We start from the raw sequence: 21,540 nt of genomic DNA, 5'->3' as shown, positions 1-21,540 counted from the left end.
TCCAGAATGCGCGGTCGCGGCGCTGCCGGTCGGAGTGTCGCGCCGCTGCTGTCCACCCCCCTCGATACGCGCGAATCTGTTGCGGGGCCGCGGCATTCGGCGGTTGAATTATCCGATGACAGCGGCCGCAGGCGATGCGGGCTCAGCGACAACCGGTGAACCGGCGACAGCTTTCGACCACCTACGGCTGACGCCGTCGGCCACCTACTTCGGCAGCGACGACCCGGACAGCCTGGCCGCGTCACCCACCGAATGGGGCCTGTGGGCGACGATCGAAGGTCGGCAGGTGCTCGTTTGTGGCTGTGCCGACGGGACCTTGCGGTTTCAGTCCACCGATATTCCGGCGGGCAGACTGTCGTCCGGATCCACCACGACCGCGATCAGCCGAAGCGAGTCACGGACAGCGCCCGACGGGCGGTCGATGTACCTGCGGACCGACGGCAGCGGGCCGGCACTGTGGGGCACGCAGACCGAGGTGGACGGCGAGTGGTTGCTCGCGGTCGGGATGGGCAACGGCGAGGTACGCGTCTGGTCGGCACCCGAGTGGCGCGACTTCGCGGCGCCGTCGGTACGGCGGACCTCCGCGGATATCGCGGATTCGTTCTTCGACCCGCTCTGGGTGTTCAGTGACCAACCGGGTGGACCGGCGCGATGGGGCGCGTGGACCACGATCGCCGGGCGACCGACCCTGGCCTGCGGATACGGCAACGGCGCGGTGGTGGTGCGTCAGGTGCCGGGCAAGCGGCCCCCTTCCGGTGCGGACGATCCGACCGCGCCGTACATCGAACGACTGCTGCGCGGTCATCTCGCCGAGGTGCGGTGGGGGGCGTGGAACGCGGGCACCGATCTGCTCGCCACCGGGGACGACGACGGCGTCGTCATCGTCTGGCGAATTCAGCCGAACGCCCCCGAACCATGGGAAGCGGTGGGGCGGGTCGAGGTCGGCAGCGCTGCCACCTGCGGTGCCTGGGTCGCCGAGACCGAAGACGGCAGGCTACTGATGGTCGGCACCGGCCGAGGAGAGGTCGAGGTATACCTGTCCGTCGGGTACGACCAGCTCCAGCGCACGTCGCTTTTCGACAACCACCCGGCGCGGCAACCAGGTGCGGCGAGCTCGCAGGGCGGTCACCTGGGCCCTGCCCGCTGGTTGGCCACGTTCGATGACAGGTTCCCCGCCGACGACTCGAGTTCGCCGGAGGAACCTCGCTATTGGCTCGCGTGCGGCTTCGACGACGGCTTGACCGTCATTACCCGCATCAGCCACTTCACCGTCGGCGCCCGCTCGGAGCCGTCGCCGATGAACCCCGCGAGGTTCGCGGATTCCCACATGGCGGTCCCGGCTTCCTCGGTCGGGCCGAGCACCTGGGGATCGTGGGCGAGAATCAATGGTCTCCCCGTGCTGGCGACGGGCTATGCCGGCGGTGTCATGCAGCTGCAACTCTTCGATCGACGACTCGTGGTCGATCTGACAGCGACCCGTCCCCAGGGCAATTGGGGTATCTGGCAGCTGATCGACGGCAAACCCACCCTCACCACCGGCGACGCCGCCACCGGCACCGTCACCGTCCGGCGACTCGAGGCCGAGCTCGAACACCCGCGCCTGCCGGCCTATCGCACCGACAACACCACCACCGTCGACCAACTCGACCGCACCACCGAGGCCACAGCGCTGGCCGAGCTGCTCACCTCCGCCTCGACCAGCCTGCCGTTGGCTGTCGGCCTCTTCGGTGAGTGGGGTGAGGGCAAGAGTCATTTCCTCGGACTCCTGCACGACCGGGTGCGCGACGCCATGAAGCAGCAGTGGGCGTGTCACCATGTGCGGCAGGTGCGGTTCAATGCCTGGCACTACGCCGAGACCGATCTGTGGTCGAGCCTGGTCACCGAGATGTTCGGGCAGTTGTCTCGCACCGAAGACATCGATCCCGCGACAGCGCAGCGTCAGATGTCGCGGCTGGAGACCGCCCTCGTCGCCGCGCATCACATCGATGAGCGGATCGCCGCCGAGTCCGAGCGGATCGCCGAGCTGGAATCCGAGCCATCCGCCACGCCGCGATGGCAGATGGAACTGCTGGCGTTGCGTGCCGCCTTCTCGAACGCGTTGTGGGAGCGGGCGATACAGCAGCGCGACGCCCTCGACCAGCGGGCCGGCGCCGCCACCGACGAGAAGTGGTGGCAGAACGCCCGCGAAACCGCGGCATTGTGCGGTAAGGGCAACCGCGTCCGCTGGGCACTGACCTTGATCTTGGTGATCGCCGGCGTCGTCGGCCTGTTCTTCCTCTCCGACCTGGCCCGTGGCGCGAGCACCGCGGCAGTGGTGCTCGCCATCGCCTTCCTGCAACGGTTGCACCACATGAGCAAGCGCTACACCGACTCGGTCGCCGAGCTCATGCGCAACGTCGAGGTCGAACGCGCACGCATCGCGAGTAAGCGCGCGACCGCGCTGGCGGTCAGCCGAGCCAACCTCGACGCCTTGCGACGCGAGAAGCACAACCTGACCGCCGCAGGCCAATTGGCAGGTCTGGTCACCGACCGTGCGGCCGAGGGCGGCTATCGGAGCAGCCTCGGTGTGATGACGCGCATCCGTGAGGACTTCGACAAGATGTCGCGGCTGTTGCTCGCAACCGACACCGAATCACTGCGGAACGCACGGGATTCGGTAGGCGACGAGTTTCCGTCGATCGACCGCATCGTCCTCTACATCGACGACCTCGATCGCTGTCCGCCGCAGCGGGTGGTGCAACTGCTCGAGGCCATCCACCTCCTGCTCGCGGTCGAACTGTTCGTCGTTGTCGTGGCCGTCGACCCGCGCTGGATGCTGCGCTCGATCGCCACGCACTACCGCGAAATGCTCATGGGTGGACCGGAATCCGACGGTTTGGTCGTCGACCCCGACGATGACGGTCACTGGTCGTCGACGCCCCCGCAGTACCTGGAGAAGATCTTCCAGGTGGTGTTCACCTTGCCGCCGCTCGCAACGGGCGGCTATCTCTCGATGATGAACACCCTCGTCGGCCGCCGGGCCGAGGCGCCGAGCACGGTTGTGCCGGTCGAACAGTCCACCGCGACAACGACTCCCCCGCCACCGTCGCCGACTCGTCGCCAGGAATCTCTGCCCGCACCGCAACGCACCACCAGCGTTCCCGACCTCGGCCGCCTCGAACTCACCGAGACCATCGCGCCGATGACGATGGGCGACAACGAGATCACATTGCTCGGGCTCCTCGGTCCCCCACTGATCAACACTCCGCGCTCGGTCAAACGGCTGGCCAACAGCTACGGCTTGTTCTCCGCGATCGAACGGCTCCGATCCGACGAGGGCTCCGACGAAGCTCGCCTGCCCGCGCTCGTCCTGCTCGGCGCCCTCGTCGCGTTCCCGCAGTTGGGCCCGGTGCTGCTCACGCATCTGCACACTGCGGCGCCGACCTCGACGTGGACGGAATTCGTCGAAGGGCTCTGCCCGCGATCGTCGACCGAGCACTGGGCCAATGCCGCCGACGCCAGGCTCACGGCGACCGAGGCGCAGGCGTGGCGGCTGCTGTCCGATTCGCTGCGCGATATCACCGCACGCGCCGGGCAGGCCGGGATCGTGTTGCCCGAGAGCATCACGGCGTGGCAGCGGTGGGTGCAGCAGGTCGGCAGGCTGTCGTTCCCGGCGGGCCGGGTGATTTCCGGGCTCAGCCGCCACCGAACCTAAGCGAACGCGTTGCCGTAGAGCGTTCCGGAACGGCGGGCCAATGCGATCAGTTGATCCTTGATGCCGCGCAGACTTTCCGGGTCGTCGGCGGCGATCCGGCCGGTGACCATGGCGCCGATCGCGGCGGCCAGGGTCGCGCAGGCGAACCGCTGGTCCTCGGATTCGGCGCCGAGCATGGTGGAGACCACCTCGACGAATCGATGTTGCAAGTCCATCCGCGCCTCGATGGCCGACGGGCCGACCGCGTAGACCTCCACCAGGAACAGCCGGGCCGAGGCCGGGTCGTCGATCATGTGGTCGAAGTAGGCGGTGAGGATGCGGTCCATTCTGGTGAGCGCGTCGGTGTCGGCGCAGTCGGCGATCACCGTCTGGAGCTTCTCGGCCAGTGCGCTCGACACCCGGTCGAAGGCCGCGTTGAAGCAGTCCTCCTTCGACCGGAACAGCTCGTAGAACGTTTCCCGGGAAACACCGGCGCGCTTGAGCACGGCCGCCACCGGCGTGCCGACATAGCCGCCCACGGTCATCGCTTCCCCCATCGCGACGAGAATGCGCTCACGCTGAGAGGCGATCACTTCCTCACGCGACAGGTGGTGGCGTCCACGCGGAAGTTGTTGCCGCAGGGTCGAATCGCTCATGATTGCCGTTCCATTCTGCGGGGCCGGGCCGGCTGTTCGGTGGTGAAAGGGACGTCCTCGGTGCGGGCGATGTCGATGGCGCGGGCCAGGCGATCGCCCTGCACGCGCTGCACGACCAGTTGGGCCAGCAGCCGGAACGGGCGGACCAACGCTACCCACCAGGGCGAGACCACGGTCTTGCGTCGTCGGGCGATGGCGCGTTCCAGGGCTTCGACGGCGGGACCGACGGGTGAGCTCCCGGTGAGGCTGGTCTCCCCCAGCACGGTGTGCGCGGCGGCCGTGCCGAATCCACGCGCCGTCATGTCGGTATCGATCCCGGCGAAATAGCTGACCCCCACCTTGGCCCCGGTCGACCGGAGTTCCGCGCGCAGCGTGGCGCCGAGCGAGGCAACCGCCGCCGCCGAGGCGCTGTAGGCCCCGCCCAGCGGCAACTGCACGGCGGTGGAGATAGACGACATCATCAGCACATACCCGCCCGGATGCGAAAGATGCGCACCCGCCGCCGACACCGTGTAGGCGACCCCGAGCACGTTCACCGCGAGGGTTTCCTCCAGCACCGACGGATCCCCGCCGATCATCGCCATCTGCTTGGCGACTCCCGCGTTGGCCACCAGCACATCGAGGCCGCCGAGTTCGGCGACCAGTACCTCGACCACCCGCTCGACCTGCCCCCGATCGGCCACATCGCAATACCGCCACGGCACGTCGCCGCATTCGGCGGCCACTTCGGCCAGCAGTTCCGGCTCCAGCCCGAGCAAGGCGACGTGGGCCCCGCGCGCGGCCAGTCTGCGGGCGAGCGCGGCACCGATCCCACGAGCGGCCCCGGTGATCAGGACCCTGCGTCCGGCTACCGACGGACCGGCGAACGATCTCATGACGGCACGCTACCACCGGTAAACACCGGTGTTCACGACGATTTCCCCAGCGCTGTGGCTGCGTGTTCCAGACCACACCCGGTTCACGCTAGGGTGCCACTATTGGCAAGCGGCACAATAAGCCGCCATTCAATACAGGAGGATTTGTCGTGGAGATTTCGGGTTCCGCTGCCATCGTTACGGGAGGCGCGTCCGGTCTCGGTGCCGCCACCGCCAAGCGCCTCGCCGACGCGGGCGCCACTGTGTTCGGGCTGGATGTACCCGCGTCCATCGAGCGCGCGGGCGACAACGTGCCCGCGGGCGTCACCTTGATCGCGGCCGACGTGACCAGCGGTGACGAGGTCGCCGCAGCGATCGCCCAGATCACCGAGGGCCCGGCGCCGCTGCGCATCGTGGTGAACTGTGCCGGTGTCGGCTGGGCGGGTCGCATCCTGTCCAAGAACGGCCCGCACGACCTGGAGCTGTTCCGCACGGTCATCACCGTGAACCTGCTCGGCACGTTCAACGTGATGCGCCTGGCCGCCGACGCCATCGCCAAGACCGAGCCGGTCGACGAGTACGGCCAGCGCGGCGTGGTGATCAACACCGCCTCGGTCGCTGCCTTCGAGGGCCAGGTCGGTCAGATCGCCTACTCCGCGTCCAAGGGCGGCGTCCACGGCATGACCGTGCCCGCCGCGCGCGACCTCGCCCAGTTCGGCATCCGCGTCAACACCATCGCCCCCGGCATCATCGACACTCCGATGCTCGCCGGCGTCACCCCCGAGTACCGCGCGGGCCTCGAAGCCGGCGTCCCGTTCCCGTCGCGTCTCGGCCGTCCGGACGAGTACGCCCAGCTGGTGGAGTACATCGCGTCCCACGACTACCTCAACGGCGAGACCATCCGCATGGATGGCGCGCTGCGCATGGCCCCGCGCTAGTCACGCGGCACACCCACACGGCGCTCTGCCCACCCGGGCAGGGCGCCGTCGGCGTCTCAGGGTGCGGTACCGATGCCGAAGAGAGCGGTGGTGCGCAGCGGGGTGTTCGGGCGGTAGGTGACGGTGAGGTGGGCGATGGCCGCTTCGCTGCGGCGCTGCCATTCCTCCTCGCCCACTTCGTCTCTCACGACAGCCAGCGGCGCGCTGCTGCGGGTCAGGGATTCCCACAGGGTGGTGGCGTCCGGGTAGCAGAGCTCGGCGGTGTGCTGCTCGATCCGCACGTCGAGCAGGCCCGCCGCGCGCATCTCCGCGCCGAACACTCGGGGATTCTGGAGGCTGCGCGAATCCGGTTGCGGGAGTGTGGCTGTCGGGTCCGCCGCGGTCAGTGCGCCGAACAACGCTCGCATGAGGGAGGATTCGGCCGCGGGCGCCCAGGCGGCGACCACCGCGGTGGCGCCGGGGCGCAGGACGCGACACAGCTCGGCGAAGCCCTCGGGCCGGTCGGGGAAGAACATCAGCCCGAACAGGGAGAAGCCCGCGTCGAATCGGTTGTCTTCGTAGGGCAGGGCCTGTCCGTCGCCGACCTGCGCGGTGACCGTGGGGTGGTCGGCGGCCGCCGCGACCAGCTGGTCGATCATCGACGGCGAGAGATCGATGGCCTGCACTCGGGCACCGAGCTCGGCGGCGGCGATGCTCAGCAACCCGGTACCCGCCGCGATGTCGACGATCTCCGATTCCGAGCTGAGAGTGACGTATTCGAGCGCGTGCGCGGCGAAGGGCGCGAGCACGGTCGCACCGGTCTCTGCGTATCCCTCGGCGACGAGGTCCCACGGACGAACATCGGAGGACAACTGTTCTGACATAACAACATTCATACCGGGCGAGAGAAGGTGATCAGGGCGCGGCCGGGGCCGTTGTAGTCCGGGATGGGGCCGGCGACCGCGAAACCGAGGCTGCGGTGGAAGTCGATCGAGGTGTAATTGGCGGGCGAGGTTATCGCGGTGACGACGGTGCGGTTGTCGGAGCGGGCGATGGTGAAGAACGCTTCGTAGAGGGTTCTGCCCAGGCCGGCTTTGCGAGCATCCGGGCGGACGGCGACGAAATGGATGTAGGCCGTGTAGGGGTCGGAGGGTGAGCCGAAACCCACCAGGAAACCGGAGATTCCGTTGTCGTCGGAGGCGATCAGGCTGGTGCGATGGAAGTGGTCGAGGAACATGCGGGGAAGGTTGTGGACGGCCGCTCTTCCCCACCAGTTGTCGACCACGCCGATGATGCTGTCGTAGTCGCCGGGTCTTGCGCGACGAATCTCGTGCCCCACCATCACTCCATGGTGACCCCGATGTGACCAGTCAGCACCAGAATTGCCGGTGAACAAAACTGCCCGCCACCGAAACGGCAGCGGGCAGTTCAGTATTTCCAGATCAGACAGTGCGGGTCAGGCGTTCGGTCAGCAGCTGGGCGAAGCGGGCGGGGTCCTTGAGTTCGCCGCCCTCGGCGAGAACCGCTGTGCCGTAGAGGAGCTCGGCGGTTTCGGCGAGCTCGGGGACCTTGCCTTCGTCCGCGTCGGACTTGCGGGCGTCGTAGGCATCGCGCAGGCCCGTCACCAGGGGGTGGGCCGGGTTGAGCTCGAGGATGCGCTTGGACTCCGGCAGGGCCTGGCCCGAGGCCCGGTACATGCGCTCGAGCATGGGGGTGAAGTCGTAGACGTCACCGACCAGGCAGGCGGGCGAGGTGGTGAGACGGTTGGTGAGGCGGACTTCCTTGGCGACGTCGGTGAGCGTGCCGCCGAGCCAGGTGAGCAGGTCACCGAAGTCCTTGTCCTGCTGTTCGCGCAGGGCTTCGGTTTCCTTCTTCTCGTCCTCGGTTTCCAGGTCGACCTCGCCCTTGGCGATGGACTGGAAGGTCTTGCCCTGGAATTCCGGCACCGAACCGACCCACATCTCGTCGACCGGATCGGTGAGGATCAGCACCTCGCGACCCTTGGCCGTGAAGGCTTCCAGGTGCGGCGAATTCTCCACCTGCGCACGGCTTTCGCCGGTCATGTAGTAGATCGAGTCCTGCCCGTCCTTCATCCGCTCCACGTACTGCGCGAGCGTGGTGAGCTCGGACTCCGAGGCCGTGGAGGCGAAAGACGAGACGGTGAGGAGGGTTTCGCGGTTGTCGGTATCGGAGAGCAAACCCTCCTTGAGGACTCGGCCGAACTGCGCCCAGAACGTCTGGTACTTGGTCTGGTCCTCGGCGCCCTGCATGTCCTTGACCGTGGACAGCACCTTCTTCACCAGGCGCTTGCGGATCATCTGGATCTGGCGGTCCTGCTGCAGGATCTCGCGCGAGACGTTGAGCGAGAGGTCTTGGGCGTCGACGACGCCCTTGACGAAACGCAGGTACTCCGGCATCAGTTCTTCGCAGTTGTCCATGATGAACACGCGACGCACGTAGAGCTGCACACCGCGCTTGTGCTCACGGGTGAACAGGTCGAACGGCGCGATCGACGGAACGAACAGCAGCGCTTGGTATTCGAAGGTGCCTTCGGCCTTCATCGGGATGATCTCGAGCGGCTCGTCCCAGGCGTGGCTGACGTGGTGGTAGAACTCCTTGTACTCCTCGTCGCTCACCTCGCTGCGCGGTCGCGTCCACAACGCCTTCTGCGAGTTGAGGATCTGGTCCTCGACGACGGTCTTCTCGACCTTGTCCTCGCCTTCCCCTTCGGTCACCGTGCGCTCGACCTGCATGCGGATCGGCCAGGCGATGAAGTCGGAGTACTTGCGGACGATCTCGCGCAGCTTCCATTCCTGCGTGTAATCGAAGAGGTGATCGTCTTCGTCGGCGGGCTTGAGCTCGAGGGTCACCGAGGTGCCCTGAGGTGCGTCGGCGACGGTGTCGATGGAGTAGGTGGAGCTGCCCGCGGCGGCTTCCCAGCGGGTGCCTTCGGTCTCGCCCGCCTTGCGGGTGGTGAGGACGACCTTGTCGGCGACCATGAAGGTGGAGTAGAAGCCGATGCCGAACTGGCCGATCAGCTCCTCGGCGGCGGCGTCGGACTTGGCCTCGGTGAGCTTGCGGCGCAGGTCGGCGGTGCCGGATTTGGCGAGGGTGCCGATCAGGTCGATCACTTCGGCGCGGGACATGCCGATGCCGTTGTCGCGGACGGTCAGGACTCGCTTGTCCTGGTCGACCTCCAGCTCGATGTGCAGGTCGGAGGTGTCTGCGCCCAGGTCTTTGTCCTGGTAAGCGGCAAGTTTGAGCTTGTCCAGCGCATCGGAAGCGTTCGAGATCAGCTCCCGCAGGAAGGTGTCTTTGTTGGAGTAGACCGAGTGGATCATCAGCTCGAGGAGCTGGTGGGTTTCGGCCTGGAACTCGAGGGTTTCGACGTGCTGCTCAGTCACGCCCCCGATGTTATTACCGTCCGAAATCGGCCAGTGAGGGAACCTCGGCTACGGCCCGCTTCGACATCCAATCGCGCAGCACCTGGGTGGCGCGGACATCGTCTTCGTTGTAGACGAACAGGCGGGTGCGCTGCGACATGTCGATGTCGTCGTCGTAACCGACGGCCCGGCGGTACCAGCCCATCGACGCCTCGCCGCCCGCTTCCGGATCACGCCAGCCGAACCCGGCGACCGGCGCGATCTTCTTGAGCCCCTTGCCGTTCGGGCAGATGAACTGCTCGGTGACGGCCTGGAACATGTCGACCCATTCCTTGGAGTCGACGAACGCGCGCACTTCCTCGTGGGTAGGTACGCCGGGGCGGCCGGCGAACCGGCGGGCCGATTCGTAGAGCCACTTGTCCTCGGCGGTTCGCGAATAGCAGTAGGCCGCGAAGGTTTTGCCCTGGGCGTGGGCTTCGGCGCGCCGCTCCATCAGCCAGGTCCAGAACTCGCCGAACGAGCGGCCCTCGTCCTCGGTGGGCAGCGGATCCCAGGTGACGAACGGGCGGTAGACGTCGTCGAGCAGGGTGCCCCACAGGTAGGCGCCGTCCTCCTGGTAACTCTCCAGGTCGACGTCGATCTCCACATCGGCGCGACGCACGCTGACCTGCTCGAACCGGCGCACGAGCGGGGCGCCGTCGATCCAGGCGCGTGCGGTGACGACGGTTTCGGCGAACGGTCCGTGCTGCCAGTCGTCGGGATCGTCGCCTTCCCACGCGGCCAGTTCGTCGACCGTTTCGATCCCGTGCAGGCGCAGCACGTCGGCCCGCGAACCCGGCGCCACCAGGCTCACATCCCGCATCTGCGCCAGCGTGGCCTCACAACTCGGCTCGGCTGTGCCTGACTGCTGCGCTCCCGAGGGCCCTGCGTGGTCACGCTCCGCTACCGCCTCCGGGCCCGCCGGTCGCTGCGCGTCGGGCCCGCGCACCCACCACGGGCACTGCCTGCACTCGGGCACCTTCGACGGCTGGGTCGGCAGTTCGCCGCGCACCACCGCGATACGGTCGGCGTAGCGCTGGTCGTAATCGGCCAGCACGTTCGTCAGATCGTGCACCAGGATGCGGTCGCTGACCAGGCCGATCGCGCCGCCGATCAGGGCGGGGCTGGCCATTCCGTAGCGCTGCAACATGCGGTACAGGTGGGCCAGGCGCTGCTGGTCGCGCGGCTGCGGGCGCAGTTTCACGTGCTTGTCGCGGCGGGGCTGCCAGCGGAACAGGTCCGAGGTCAGTGGGTGGAAATCGGCCGGGTCGGGCCTGCGCGGGTCGGTGACCTTGTGGTTGACCACGATGATCGGGATATAGCCGCCACGATCGTCGTCGCGCAGCAGGATCTCGACACCGCCGCGTCGCCCGGTATCGGCTTCCTGGGGCAGCAGCCCGCCCCAGATGCGCGGGGCGCCCGCCTCGATGGCGGCCATCGTCGCCGCGGCCTTGGCGGCGCCACGCAGGTCCGGGTCGATCACCACCCAGTCGGCGGGGGCGGCCGCGACCAGTTCGTCGCGGACCTTGGTGCGATGGGCGGTGGCGGCGTCGCGCCGCTGCTGCACGCCCGGATCCTCGCGCACCTCGGCGAGCACGCCCGGATTCTCGGCATCGAGGCGCAGACGATGCCTGCATCCGATCAGTGAACGCGCGTCCAGGAAGGCGATGCGGAAATCCGCAGCGGAAGCGGGGACCGGGCTACGCACCGGCCCGCCGTCGAAGTCGTCCTCGGCTGCACGCACGCAAGCAGTATGGGCCTTACCCCCGACACAATGCCCAATCGCTACCCTCATCCCACTACGCTACGAAGAACGGCAGGCCGCTTGAAGGCGGTCCTGCCTCATGACTTGGCGAGCATGACGGAGGGCCTGATCCCATGGGGTTGTTCAGCAAGCGGAAGCGGCGGCCGAGCCGACGCGCTGAGGCGAAAGCACTCAAGCACAAAGCCGCGGTGGAGGCGAAGCTGAGCGCCAAGAACGAGCGCAAGGCGGCCAAGGCGGGCGAGCGCGTCACCCGGCGCGCGGCCAAGGCTCAGGCACGCACGGCCGACAAGGTGGCCAAGGCGCAGATCGCGACCCTGCAGGCCGAGGAGAAGGCCGCGCAGAAGGCGGCCGCGAAGGCCGATCGCGAACTGTTCAGCGCGAGCCAGATCCGCAAGTACATCGGCGTGGCCCGGGTACTGATCCCCGTACTCGCCCCGCTGGCCTACCGCGGCGCGACGATGGTGCGCGGGCAGCTCGACGCGCGCAAGGCCCAGCAGCTCGGTATCGGCATGGACCAGCTGAGCGAGTTCAGCGGGCACGGAGCGCGCCTGCAGGCCCGCATCACCAACACCGAGGAAGCCCTCGACAAGATCGCCGCCGACAAGGCAGGCGATGCCGACACCACGAAGTTCGTCGAAGCGGCCCGCTCGCGCATGGCCGATCTGAACGTGGCCGTGCGCACGGCCGAGCAGATGCCTGCCGCTCGTCGCAAGGCCGTGCACGCGTCGATCTCAGCCGAGCTGTCCGTGCTGGAAAACGACGTGCTCGCCCGCCTCGGCGTCCGCTGATCCTGCCGTGACAACGCCGCAGCTCACCTCCCGCTTACGCGGTGGTGGCTGCGGCGTACTCGTGGGCGGGCTGGCGGTGGCCGCCCACGGGATCGGCGGCGGCGGGGTACCGCGGTCGTCGGAAATCGCACTGCTGCTGCTGGTTTCGCTGACCGCCGGAATGTTCGCCCATGGCACCGGGCCACGCGGGCACTCCGCCCGATTCGCGAATGCCGCGACGATGCGCACGGCCGCCGCGTTGATCGGTGGTCAGTGGGCCGGGCACTTCGCGCTGTCGGCGACACTCGACCATCACGGACTACTGCATCTGCCGAGCCTGCCGATGATCGCCGCGCACCTGGTGGCAGCGTGTGCCTGTGCCGCACTGATTCTCGTCGCCGAGCGGCTGTACCTCGTTGCGTCGAGCGTGATTCGGGCCGTACTCGGCAGTCTCTTCGCTGTTGCCCACCCGACCGTTCGCTGGTTCGGCCCGCTCGCCGTCGCGCGCGGGACTCGTCCGAGGGGTGCGCGATGTCCGCGCGCACCGCCGGTGTTCGCCTGATTCGCGACCACCTCTGAATTCTTCGGACGACAAGGCATTCCATGCACAACTTCATCACCCGCGGCACCGGCACCGCCGCTCTCGCGGCGGGCCTGGTCCTCGCTGCCTGCGGTTCGGCGGCCGCGCACGTCACCGTCGACGCTCCGGGCGCCGCCCAGGGCAAGTACACCGTCGCCACCTTCAAGGTGCCGACCGAATCCGATACCGCGTCCACCACAGCGCTGCGCGTCACCGTGCCGAACCTGAAAAGTGTTCGGACCGAGCCGATGCCGGGCTGGACGTCGAAGGTCGAGCGCAACGACAAGGGCGAGACGGTAGCCGTAGCGTGGTCCGCCGATCCGGGTAATCCCGGTGTCGGACCCGGCCAGTTCCAGCGGTTCGTGCTCTCGCTCGGCCCGCTGCCGACCCAGGACACCGTGAACTTCCCGACCCAGCAGACCTACAGCGACGGCAAGGTCGTGGCTTGGAACCAGCTGAGCACCGGCGGCGCCGAGCCCGAGCACCCCGCGCCGGTTATCACGCTGACCGCGAAGGGCGGCGCCGAGGGCGGCGATCACCAGGTCGCCTCCGGCGAATCGACCCAGTCGGAGACCGACGACGTCGCCCGCTGGATGGGTGGCATCGGCCTGGCCCTCGGCCTGTTCGCCGCCGCGCTCGGCCTCGGCCTGGTCGTGCGCTCCCGGCGGTCGTCGTGATGCGCAAGATGCTCGTCGGCCTGCTCGCGGTGCTGTTCGCCTGCGCCTTCGCGGCGGCAGGCACGGCGAGTGCGCATTCCGGCGCGGTGAGCAGCGTTCCCGAGAACGGTTCGACCGTCGAGGCCGGACCGGCGCGGGCCAGCGTCACCTTCAATGAGGAACTGCAGCAGAACTTTCCGTCGCTGACCGTGGTCGGCCCGGATGGCAGGCTGTGGTCGAAGGGCAAGGCGCTGGTCGAAGGCCGCAGTGTGAGTGTGGAACTGGGTGAGCTGGGGCCGGTCGGCGAGTACACGATCGCGTTCCGGGTCACCTCGGCCGACGGTCATCCCGTGAGCGGCACGCGGACTTTCACGCTGAGCAAGGCGGGCACCGGCACGCCGGGCGCGCGTCCGGGTGCGGACACGGCCGACGACGGCGGCGACGGCGGGGTGCCCGTGTGGGTGTTCATCGCCGGTGGCGTGGTGCTGTTCGGCGCCGGCCTCGCGGTGGCGTTGCTCGGCGGCCGGTCCGGCCGCAAGAAGTAGTCGACGATGACGACCGGTCGCCGGGTGCCCGGTGCCGCGCTGCGGCAGTGGCGTGTCCTGGTGCCGGTCGTGGTCGCCGCGCTGCTCGGCGTGGTGCTGGCCTGGATATTGCGCAGCTCCGGCGGGTTCGCGTGGGTGGCCTTCGCGCGCGTGCTCGCCGATGGCGTGGGCGCGGTGGTGCTCGGCCTGGCCGCGCTGCCCCGGCTCAACGACCGGCTGACGGTCACCTGGCGACCACTGGCCGCGCTGGCCGGTATCTGGTTCGCCGCCGAGTTCACCGTGCTGGTGTGTGAGGCCGCCGAGATCGTCGGCGTCGCCGTGACCCAGCTCGACGCGGGCGATTTCATCACCTTCCTCGGCAGGCTCAGCGGCGGCCAGATCGGGATCGCGATCCTGTTCTGCACCGGCGCGATCGCCTGCTACTCGGCGTTGGCCTTCCGCAGACCCGACACCGCGTCGGCGGATCTGGTGCTCGTGTTCGCGGCGGTCGCGCTGTCGCTGCGGCCGATCACCGGGCACATGTCCCAGCAGATGTTCGGCTCGGTACTCGCCGCGGTCCACGCACTCGCCGCCGCCTTGTGGCTCGGCCTGCTGCTCGCGATGGTCCTGGTGCTGCGCACCCGGGGCGAATGGGCCGCGACGCTGCCGCACTACTCGAGGCTCGCCGCGCCCCTGGTCGTTGTCGTCGCGCTCACCGGCCTGATCAACGGCCTGGTCCGCCTCGGCGGCGTCACCTCGCTGCTGACCAGCGGCTACGGACGGATTCTGCTCGCGAAGCTCATCATCCTGGGTGTGCTCGTCGCGCTGGGCTGGTGGTGGCGTCGATCCTGGGTCCCCAAGGCCGGCGACCACCGCGTGACCGCCGAGGTCTCCCTGCGCAACGCGGCGGCCGAGGTACTGGTGATGGCGGTAGCATTCGGCCTGGCAGCGACGCTGGCCGTGACCGGGTAGTCACCTCGATCACGTTCGGTGTCGAGTGCCGTTCGGCGTCGATTCCACCGATTAGAGTGGCCGCTATGACCGAAGTGAGGATCGCCGAAGATTGCGCCGCGCCCGCCGAAGCGGCGTTCGCGTTCATGAACGACTACCGCAATCTGCCGAAGTTCTGGTACGGCATCGAATCCTTCACACCCCTCACCGCGCAGACCGACGGCCTCGGCGCGACGTTCGACGGGAAGATGAAACTCGGCCCCGCGTCGCTGACCTCGCGCGTCGAGGTCGTCGGCTGGGAAGAGGGCCGGTTGATCGCCACCAAGTCGATCAAGGGCATCGAGATCGTCGCCACCTTCAGGTTCATTCCCAAGGGTGAGATCGCGTGCACCGTGGACGCGGACATCGATTTCTCCGTCGGCGGCGGCATCACGGGCAAGATGCTCGGCAAGACGATCGAGCCGTTCGTGAAGATCGCGGTTCAGCACACCACCGACGCGCTCATTCGCGAGATCGAGAAATCACACAGCGAGCAGGTCTGAGAGCCTACGAATGGCGCGGCCGGGCGGGCCTGACACAATCTGATCCATGACCGAATCAGCGAATGTTGTGGCCACCGCCGATCTGGCCGACGAGATCGGCCCCGAGATCCGTAGCTGCGATACGCAGTTCATCCAGTTCGGCGGCCGCGCCGAATTCTCGGGCCGGATCACCACGATCCGCTGCTTCCAGGACAACCTGCTGGTCAAGCAGACGCTGAGCGGGCCGGGCGAGGGCAAGGTGCTCGTCGTCGACGGCGGCGCGAGCGTGCACACCGCGCTGGTGGGCGACATCATCGCCGGCCGTGGCGTGGACAACGGCTGGGCCGGCGTGGTCGTCAACGGCGCCGTGCGCGACTCCGCGATCCTGCGCACGCTCGACATCGGGGTGAAGGCGCTGGGCACCAACCCGCGCAAGAGCACCCAGACCGGCAGCGGCGAGCAGGATGTGCCCGTCGAGTTCGGCGGCATCACCTTCGTGCCGGGCGAGATGCTCTACAGCGACTCCGACGGCGTGGTCGTTCGCGCCGAAGACTGACGGCGACGCGGGTGTTCGAGGGTCAGCCCTCGGACACCCGTACTTTGTTGCCGGCCAGGACGACGATGTCGCCGATCTCGAGTTGCCTGCCGCGGCGTAGCTCCACTTCGTCGTTCACGCGCACCAAGCCCTGCGCGATCACCGTCTTGGCCTCGGAACCCGAATCGATCAGGTTGGCCAGTTTCAGGAATTGCCCGAGCCGGATGACAGCGTCATCGATCGGCACATCAACTGGTTCCGACATGCGCTAATACTTACCCCGTCGCGCGAAACCGGTCACCACCGGCCCCGGCGTTGCGGGTGGTGACGAACACGCCGCAGCCACCGCCACCCGGTTCCGGCTCGATTGGACGCACACTGGATCGGTGACTTCCACGCAGGCCGAGCAGCACCCCATCGTCGAGGACCGCACGCCGGTGCCCCATCGCGCGCACGGCAAGTTGTCCGAGGTACCGCACATCGCCGGATTGGTCCTCGGTGTGTTCGCGGTGCTGCTGTTCTTGTGGAGTGTTTCGCCCAGCCTGCGGATCCTCACGCAGGTGCCGCGGCACTATGTGGACACCTACTATTTCGATGCCCCCGACACGAGCCTCGTGTGGGCGTTGATCGTCGGCTTGCTCGCGGGGGCGACCGCGGCCCGCAAGCGGATCGCCTGGTGGCTGCTGGTCGTGTACCTGCTGCTGTACGCGGTGGCGAACATCCTGGACTTCTTCGCCGACGACGATGTGGACGCGCTGGTCGCCTTCGTCGTGCATGTAGTGGTCATCGCGATACTGGTGGCCGCGCGCAAGGAGTTCTACACCAGGGTTCGGCCCGGCGCGCTGTGGAAGGCGCTGGGTGTACTGGTGTCCGGGCTCGCGCTCGGCTGCCTGCTCGGCTGGGGCCTGGTCGAACTGTTCCCCGGTTCGCTGCCGGCGGGTGTGCAGCGTCCGCTGTGGGCGGTGTATCGCGTCACCGCCGCCGTGCTGGTGAACAACGAGCATTTCGACGGGCATCCGCGAGCCTGGGTGAACTTCCTGCTCGGCCTGTTCGGCGCGATCGCGCTGCTGGCCGCGGTGGTCGTGCTGTTGCGCTCGCAACGCGCCGACAACGCGATGACCGCGCTGGACGAGTCGGCGATCCGCGGCCTGCTCGCGAGCAGCGATGTCGAGGACTCACTCGGCTACTTCGCGACCCGTCGCGACAAGGCGGTGGTGTTCGCGCCGAACGGCAAGGCGGCGATCACCTATCGCGTCGAGTTGGGTGTGTGCCTGGCCAGTGGCGATCCGATCGGCCCGAAACAGGCGTGGCCACAGGCGATTCAGGCGTGGCTCGAGCAGGCCGACCGGTTCGGCTGGCAGCCGGCGGTGATGGGCGCCGGCGAACTCGGCGCCACCGCGTACCGCAAGGCGGGCCTGTCGGCGCTGCGGCTGGGTGACGAGGCGATCCTCGACACCCGCACGTTCTCGCTGGCGGGCCCGGAGATGAAGCAGGTGCGTCAGGCCGCGAACCGGTTGCGCAAGAACGGCCTCGAGGTGCGGATCCGCAGGCACCGCGACATTCCCGCCACCGAGTTCGCCGAAATCGTCGCGCGGGCCGACGCCTGGCGCGATACCGAGACCGAACGCGGCTTCTCGATGGCACTGGGCCGCCTCGGCGACCCACTCGACGGCGACTGCCTGCTGGTCGAAGCGGTGGACCACGACGACCGCGTGCACGGCATGCTCTCGCTGGTCCCGTGGGGGCGCACCGGCGTCTCGCTGGAACTGATGCGCCGCGACCCGCAGAGCCCGAACGGCGTGATGGAGCTGATGATCTCCCAGCTCGCCCTGAACTCCGACCAGTACGGCATCACCAAGGTGTCGCTGAACTTCGCGGTGTTCCGATCGGTGTTCGAAGAAGGCGGCCGGATCGGCGCCGGTCCGATCCTGCGGGCCTGGCGCGGGGTGCTGCTGTTCTTCTCGCGCTGGTGGCAGCTCGAGGCCCTGTACCGGTCGAACGTGAAATATCACCCGCGCTGGGTGCCGCGGTTCTTCCTGTTCGAGGAACGCAGGCAGTTGCCGCGGGTGGCCACGGCGAGCGGGCTGGCCGAAGGGTTCCTGCCGCGCATCGGCAAGGCGCCCGACGCGGGCGTGCACACCGGCACGACGGCGGCGGTCCCCGCGACGGTCACCGGCCTGCACGCCGACGGCAGCGCACCGGACGCACCGGAGGGCGCCGACGCCGAACAGGGTCCACGCAGGCCCGAACAGGTGCGGGTGCGCCTGGACAAACTCGACCGGCTCACGGCTTCGGGCATCGATGCCTATCCGGTCGCCTACCCGCCGACCCACGACATCGCCGAGGCCAGACGCTGCCCCAAGGGCACCACCGTGCGTATCGCGGGCAGGCTCTTGCGGATTCGCGACTACGGCGGCGTGATCTTCGCGCTGGTTCGCGATTGGACCGGCGAGATCCAGCTGGTGATCGATCGCGAACGGGTGGGCGCCGATCGCAGCAACGAGTTCACCGAATTCTTCGACCTGGGCGATCTCATCGAGGTGAGCGGGCAGATCGGCGCCAGCCGCAACGGTGAGCTGTCACTGCTCGCGCAGGACTGGCGGATGAACGGCAAATGCCTGCATCCGCTGCCCGACAAGTGGCGTGGGCTGGCCGATCAGGAAGCCAAGGTCCGGCAACGCTATGTGGACATGGCGATCAACCCCGAGACCCGCGAGGTGATGGCCAAGCGCAGCGCGGTCCTGCACTCACTGCGCGATTCGCTCTATGTCTGGGGCTTTCTCGAGGTGGAGACGCCGATTCTGCAACAGGTGCACGGCGGCGCCAATGCCACTCCGTTCCGCACCCACATCAACGCCTACGACCTCGACCTGTACCTGCGCATCGCCCCCGAGCTCTACCTCAAACGACTGTGCGTCGGTGGCATGGAGAAGGTGTTCGAGATCGGCCGCACCTTCCGCAACGAAGGCGTCGACTTCAGCCACAATCCCGAGTTCACGATCCTGGAAGCCTATGAGGCGCACAGCGATTACCAGCAGATGATGCACCTGTGCCGCAGGCTGATCCAGCACGCGGCGATGGCCGCCAACGGTGCCGAGGTGGCATTGCGGCCCAACGACGACGGCGGCTTCGACACCGTCGACATCTCCGGCGAGTGGCGGGTGAAGACCGTGCACGGCGCGGTCTCCGAGGCGATCGGCGCCGAGGTGACCGCGCGGACCGAGCTGGCCCGGCTGCGCGAGCTGTGCGACGAGGCGGGCGTGGCCTACCAACACGGTTGGGACGCGGGCCAAGTGGTGCTGGAGATGTACGAGCACCTGGTGGAGTCGCAGACCACCTACCCCACCTTCTACCTGGACTTCCCCACCTCGGTCTCCCCGCTCACCCGCTCGCACCGCAGCATCGAGGGGGTGGCCGAGCGCTGGGACCTGGTGGCCTGGGGCGTCGAGTTGGGCACGGCCTACAGCGAACTCACCGACCCGGTGGACCAGCGGCGCAGGCTCACCGAGCAGTCGATGCTGGCCGCCGGTGGCGATCCGGAGGCGATGGAACTCGACGAGGACTTCCTGACCGCGCTCGAACACGCGATGCCGCCCACCGGCGGACTCGGGATGGGCGTCGACCGGGTGGTCATGTTGATCACCGGGCGCAGCATCCGTGAGACGCTGCCGTTCCCGTTGGTGAAACCGCGGTGAAATCGGGTACAGGTGTATACGGATCGCGACGCGTTCGCGATCAACACATGCTCTGTGTGGCGCTTGCGAGGCTTTCGAACCGAAAGCCACAGTGAGACCGTTACTCTCGGAGTTCCGGCACCGGGAGGATGCCGGACCACCAACACATCGGGATGGGATTTCATGTATCTGGACTTGCTGACCACAGCCGCACTCGTCGATCCGCACATGTTCACCAGCAGTTTCGACACCCTGGCGAGCTCGGACGCAGTCAACACCGCGCTGGAACTCGCGGCCAAGAAGAAAAAGAAGAACAGCTCCGGCCTGATCATCGGCGGCATCTGCTGCCTGATCATCGTGGTGCTCATCGTCGGCGGCATCTTCCTGCTCAAGAACAAGAAGAAGGGCGACCAGCCGCCGTACAACGGTGGTCAGCCGCCGTACAACGGCCCGCAGGGTGGTCAGCCGCCTTACGGCCAGCCGCCCTACGGCCAGTCCTGACCTAGCCGGAGGACTCGCGGCGATACCCTCGGTCGATGACGAGGCATCCCCGCGAGTCCGTTTCGGCTGTGGGTGGCCCCGAGCCCTGGTATCCGGCGGATAGGGCAGAGTGTTGACCGTGCAGCTGATACTCGTGCGTCATGCCCAACCCGAACGCGTAGTCGGCGACACCACCGCCGCCGACCCCGGCCTCACCGACATCGGCAAGCTCCAAGCCGACCGCGTCCCCGCCGCGCTCGCAGCCCACGAGATCGCTCGTATCGTCAGCAGCCCCCAGCGCCGCGCCCGCGACACCGCGCTCCCCACCGCGACCGCCCGCGACCTGCCGGTCGACGTCATCGACGACCTCGCCGAGTACGACCGCGACCTGCCCGCCTACATTCCGATCGAAGACGCGAAAACCGAATTCGCCGACGCCTACGCCCGCATCAAGGCGGGCCATCTCCCCGACCAGATCGACGGCCCCGCCTTCACCACGCGAGTCCTCACCGCCGTCGAAACCCTGGTCGCCACCACAGCTCCCGGCGACACCGTCGTAGCCTTCGCCCACGGTGGCGTCATCAACGTCCTCCTGGCCGACATCCTGGCCCTCCCCCGCCCCCTCACCTTCCCGATCGACTACTGCTCGATCACCCGAATCCTCTACTCCCGCACCGGCACCCGCACCGCCGCCACCATCAACGAGAACGCCCACGTCTGGAACTTGCTCCCCAGGTACCTGTCCCGAACCACGCCCTAGATCCACGAAAGAGCCCGGCACCGCCGAAGCGATACCGGGCTCTGCGCGAACGACTCAGGCCGCCTGAGCGATCCAGTTGTGCATCCAGCTGATAGCGGTCTGCCCGCCACCCACCGAGTAACTGCCGTACAGCGTGTGCGCCTGCGAACGGTAGAACTGCTCCAGGTCCTTGGCCCGCTTCTGGTTGGCCGCGTCCGTCAGCTGCGCCCCCAGCGTCGGGATGCCGCCGAACGACATCAGGTCGCTCACGATCGCTCCGGCCTCGAGCTGGTAGCGCCACAGGTTGGCCGGGTTCGCGTCCGAGCTCTGTGCGAGGAAGCCGGCGAACCGCGTCACGAAGTCGTCGGTAGCGGTCGCGCAGTACAGATCGTCGACCGCGCAGATCGTGCGGGTGCGGTCGCTCAGCCAACCGAAGCCACCCGGCCGAGCGCCACCGGCACCGGCGCCCGCGGCATACGGGCCGACCTGGATATCGGTCGGCGAACGACGAGGATCGGAGATGAGGCCGACAGCGGCGACCCGGTCCTGCGGGATCGGGCTGATACCCGTACCGATCTCGGCGGCCAGATCGCCTGCGGCGTCGGCACCCTGGCTGTAGCCGACGATCGCGGCCTTGGTGTTGCCGCAGGAGGCCAGCTTCTCGCTGATCAGCCCGCGGGCGGCGTCGACCGCCTGCTTCTTGGAGTTGCCGTAGACATCGCCCTCCCAGGGGAACGCGGTCGCGGCATAGGTGACGTAGTCGACGTCGGTGTTTCTCGGTAGGCCGTTGGTGACGCCGGCGAGCATGCCGGGGCCGGGGGCCTTC

Annotated in this window: 20 protein-coding genes; 12 read left to right on the top strand and 8 right to left on the bottom strand. The window is 68.0% G+C overall.

From position 1 onward, the window contains the following. Window positions 1–115: 115 nt before the first annotated feature. Window positions 116–3,694: a P-loop NTPase fold protein gene (locus ACFWF3_RS01200; RefSeq protein ID WP_379311972.1), complete on the top strand. Its 3,579-nt coding sequence runs from the start codon at window positions 116–118 to the stop codon at window positions 3,692–3,694. Here the strand turns inward: ACFWF3_RS01200 and ACFWF3_RS01195 are convergent. Both ACFWF3_RS01195 and ACFWF3_RS01190 read right to left on the bottom strand, forming a co-directional pair. Then, the gene (locus ACFWF3_RS01195) at window positions 3,691–4,329 is read right to left on the bottom strand and encodes a TetR/AcrR family transcriptional regulator (RefSeq protein ID WP_379311971.1); all 639 of its coding nucleotides are present in this window, start codon (window positions 4,327–4,329) and stop codon (window positions 3,691–3,693) included. The genes ACFWF3_RS01200 and ACFWF3_RS01195 overlap by 4 nt on opposite strands. Continuing rightward, window positions 4,326–5,204: an SDR family NAD(P)-dependent oxidoreductase gene (locus ACFWF3_RS01190; protein ID WP_378637828.1), complete on the bottom strand. Its 879-nt coding sequence runs from the start codon at window positions 5,202–5,204 to the stop codon at window positions 4,326–4,328. Before ACFWF3_RS01190 ends, ACFWF3_RS01195 begins: the two co-directional genes overlap by 4 nt. A 149-nt stretch (window positions 5,205–5,353) precedes the next feature. On the opposite strand from ACFWF3_RS01190, the gene ACFWF3_RS01185 reads away from it, so the two are divergent. Further along, window positions 5,354–6,121: an SDR family NAD(P)-dependent oxidoreductase gene (locus tag ACFWF3_RS01185; RefSeq protein WP_379222154.1), complete on the top strand. Its 768-nt coding sequence runs from the start codon at window positions 5,354–5,356 to the stop codon at window positions 6,119–6,121. A 56-nt stretch (window positions 6,122–6,177) separates the two neighbouring features. On the opposite strand, the gene ACFWF3_RS01180 is transcribed toward ACFWF3_RS01185, so the two are convergent. The 4 genes from ACFWF3_RS01180 to ACFWF3_RS01165 form a co-directional block, all read right to left on the bottom strand. After that, window positions 6,178–6,984: a class I SAM-dependent methyltransferase gene (locus ACFWF3_RS01180; RefSeq protein WP_379311970.1), complete on the bottom strand. Its 807-nt coding sequence runs from the start codon at window positions 6,982–6,984 to the stop codon at window positions 6,178–6,180. A gap of 8 nt (window positions 6,985–6,992) precedes the next feature. After that, window positions 6,993–7,442 carry a GNAT family N-acetyltransferase gene (locus tag ACFWF3_RS01175; protein WP_378989425.1) on the bottom strand — a complete coding sequence of 150 codons (450 nt, stop codon included), beginning with the start codon at window positions 7,440–7,442 and terminating at the stop codon, window positions 6,993–6,995. A 100-nt stretch (window positions 7,443–7,542) separates the two neighbouring features. Next, on the bottom strand, window positions 7,543–9,504 hold the full coding sequence (gene htpG / locus ACFWF3_RS01170; protein WP_378989424.1) for a molecular chaperone HtpG: 1,962 nt from the start codon (window positions 9,502–9,504) through the stop codon (window positions 7,543–7,545). Between the two features lie 13 nt (window positions 9,505–9,517). Then, window positions 9,518–11,266 (bottom strand): TM0106 family RecB-like putative nuclease, encoded by a 1,749-nt coding sequence (locus ACFWF3_RS01165; protein WP_378989423.1) that lies wholly within the window; start codon window positions 11,264–11,266, stop codon window positions 9,518–9,520. Window positions 11,267–11,400: 134 nt separating this feature from the next. Here ACFWF3_RS01165 and ACFWF3_RS01160 point away from each other — a divergent pair, with 134 nt between their 5' ends. The 7 genes from ACFWF3_RS01160 (at window position 11,401) to rraA (ending at window position 15,842) form a co-directional block, all read left to right on the top strand. After that, complete coding sequence (locus tag ACFWF3_RS01160) at window positions 11,401–12,075, top strand: DUF6474 family protein (protein ID WP_378653445.1); 675 nt, start codon at window positions 11,401–11,403, stop codon at window positions 12,073–12,075. A gap of 7 nt (window positions 12,076–12,082) precedes the next feature. Then, a complete protein-coding gene (locus ACFWF3_RS01155; protein ID WP_379311969.1) occupies window positions 12,083–12,616 on the top strand; it encodes a hypothetical protein in 534 nt (177 codons plus the stop codon). A 41-nt stretch (window positions 12,617–12,657) separates the two neighbouring features. Beyond that, complete coding sequence (locus ACFWF3_RS01150; protein ID WP_379311968.1) at window positions 12,658–13,311, top strand: YcnI family protein; 654 nt, start codon at window positions 12,658–12,660, stop codon at window positions 13,309–13,311. Further along, window positions 13,311–13,835 (top strand): copper resistance protein CopC, encoded by a 525-nt coding sequence (locus tag ACFWF3_RS01145; protein ID WP_378989420.1) that lies wholly within the window; start codon window positions 13,311–13,313, stop codon window positions 13,833–13,835. The genes ACFWF3_RS01150 and ACFWF3_RS01145 overlap by 1 nt, the downstream gene beginning before the upstream one ends. 6 nt (window positions 13,836–13,841) lie before the next feature. After that, on the top strand, window positions 13,842–14,786 hold the full coding sequence (locus tag ACFWF3_RS01140) for a CopD family protein (RefSeq protein WP_379311967.1): 945 nt from the start codon (window positions 13,842–13,844) through the stop codon (window positions 14,784–14,786). 65 nt (window positions 14,787–14,851) lie between these two features. After that, window positions 14,852–15,307: an SRPBCC family protein gene (locus ACFWF3_RS01135; protein WP_378989418.1), complete on the top strand. Its 456-nt coding sequence runs from the start codon at window positions 14,852–14,854 to the stop codon at window positions 15,305–15,307. Between the two features lie 46 nt (window positions 15,308–15,353). Further along, window positions 15,354–15,842: a ribonuclease E activity regulator RraA gene (rraA, locus tag ACFWF3_RS01130; protein WP_378989416.1), complete on the top strand. Its 489-nt coding sequence runs from the start codon at window positions 15,354–15,356 to the stop codon at window positions 15,840–15,842. A gap of 22 nt (window positions 15,843–15,864) precedes the next feature. Here rraA and ACFWF3_RS01125 read toward each other — a convergent pair whose 3' ends face one another. Further along, window positions 15,865–16,086, bottom strand: a complete 222-nt coding sequence (locus ACFWF3_RS01125; protein WP_378989415.1) for an RNA-binding S4 domain-containing protein — start codon at window positions 16,084–16,086, stop codon at window positions 15,865–15,867. A 121-nt stretch (window positions 16,087–16,207) separates the two neighbouring features. Between ACFWF3_RS01125 and lysX the strand changes: the two genes are divergently transcribed. The 3 genes from lysX to ACFWF3_RS01110 all read left to right on the top strand — a co-directional run bounded on the left by lysX (window position 16,208) and on the right by ACFWF3_RS01110 (window position 20,735). Then, window positions 16,208–19,516 carry a bifunctional lysylphosphatidylglycerol synthetase/lysine--tRNA ligase LysX gene (lysX, locus tag ACFWF3_RS01120; RefSeq protein WP_378989414.1) on the top strand — a complete coding sequence of 1,103 codons (3,309 nt, stop codon included), beginning with the start codon at window positions 16,208–16,210 and terminating at the stop codon, window positions 19,514–19,516. A gap of 162 nt (window positions 19,517–19,678) precedes the next feature. Beyond that, window positions 19,679–19,996, top strand: a complete 318-nt coding sequence (locus ACFWF3_RS01115) for a hypothetical protein (RefSeq protein ID WP_379311966.1) — start codon at window positions 19,679–19,681, stop codon at window positions 19,994–19,996. Between the two features lie 118 nt (window positions 19,997–20,114). After that, window positions 20,115–20,735: a histidine phosphatase family protein gene (locus ACFWF3_RS01110; protein WP_379311965.1), complete on the top strand. Its 621-nt coding sequence runs from the start codon at window positions 20,115–20,117 to the stop codon at window positions 20,733–20,735. A 54-nt stretch (window positions 20,736–20,789) separates the two neighbouring features. Here ACFWF3_RS01110 and ACFWF3_RS01105 read toward each other — a convergent pair. Then, window positions 20,790–21,540: cutinase family protein (locus tag ACFWF3_RS01105; protein WP_379311964.1), on the bottom strand; the 751-nt coding region annotated here is incomplete at its 5' end.

Origin of the sequence: Nocardia sp. NPDC060220, assembly GCF_042727815.1 — a bacterium.
Lineage (GTDB): Bacteria > Actinomycetota > Actinomycetes > Mycobacteriales > Mycobacteriaceae > Nocardia.
Note: the sequence above shows the minus strand (reverse complement) of the source record. Positions and strands in the feature narration are given on the sequence as shown.

Coding starts and splice junctions, on each gene's coding strand:
- ACFWF3_RS01200 (WP_379311972.1), top strand. CDS start 116: ATGACAGCGGCCGCAGGCGATGCGGGCTCAGCGACAACCGGTGAACCG.
- ACFWF3_RS01195 (WP_379311971.1), bottom strand. CDS start 4,329: ATGAGCGATTCGACCCTGCGGCAACAACTTCCGCGTGGACGCCACCAC.
- ACFWF3_RS01190 (WP_378637828.1), bottom strand. CDS start 5,204: ATGAGATCGTTCGCCGGTCCGTCGGTAGCCGGACGCAGGGTCCTGATC.
- ACFWF3_RS01180 (WP_379311970.1), bottom strand. CDS start 6,984: ATGTCAGAACAGTTGTCCTCCGATGTTCGTCCGTGGGACCTCGTCGCC.
- ACFWF3_RS01175 (WP_378989425.1), bottom strand. CDS start 7,442: ATGGTGGGGCACGAGATTCGTCGCGCAAGACCCGGCGACTACGACAGC.
- ACFWF3_RS01160 (WP_378653445.1), top strand. CDS start 11,401: ATGGGGTTGTTCAGCAAGCGGAAGCGGCGGCCGAGCCGACGCGCTGAG.
- ACFWF3_RS01150 (WP_379311968.1), top strand. CDS start 12,658: ATGCACAACTTCATCACCCGCGGCACCGGCACCGCCGCTCTCGCGGCG.
- ACFWF3_RS01145 (WP_378989420.1), top strand. CDS start 13,311: ATGCGCAAGATGCTCGTCGGCCTGCTCGCGGTGCTGTTCGCCTGCGCC.
- ACFWF3_RS01140 (WP_379311967.1), top strand. CDS start 13,842: ATGACGACCGGTCGCCGGGTGCCCGGTGCCGCGCTGCGGCAGTGGCGT.
- ACFWF3_RS01135 (WP_378989418.1), top strand. CDS start 14,852: ATGACCGAAGTGAGGATCGCCGAAGATTGCGCCGCGCCCGCCGAAGCG.
- rraA (WP_378989416.1), top strand. CDS start 15,354: ATGACCGAATCAGCGAATGTTGTGGCCACCGCCGATCTGGCCGACGAG.
- ACFWF3_RS01125 (WP_378989415.1), bottom strand. CDS start 16,086: ATGTCGGAACCAGTTGATGTGCCGATCGATGACGCTGTCATCCGGCTC.
- ACFWF3_RS01115 (WP_379311966.1), top strand. CDS start 19,679: ATGTATCTGGACTTGCTGACCACAGCCGCACTCGTCGATCCGCACATG.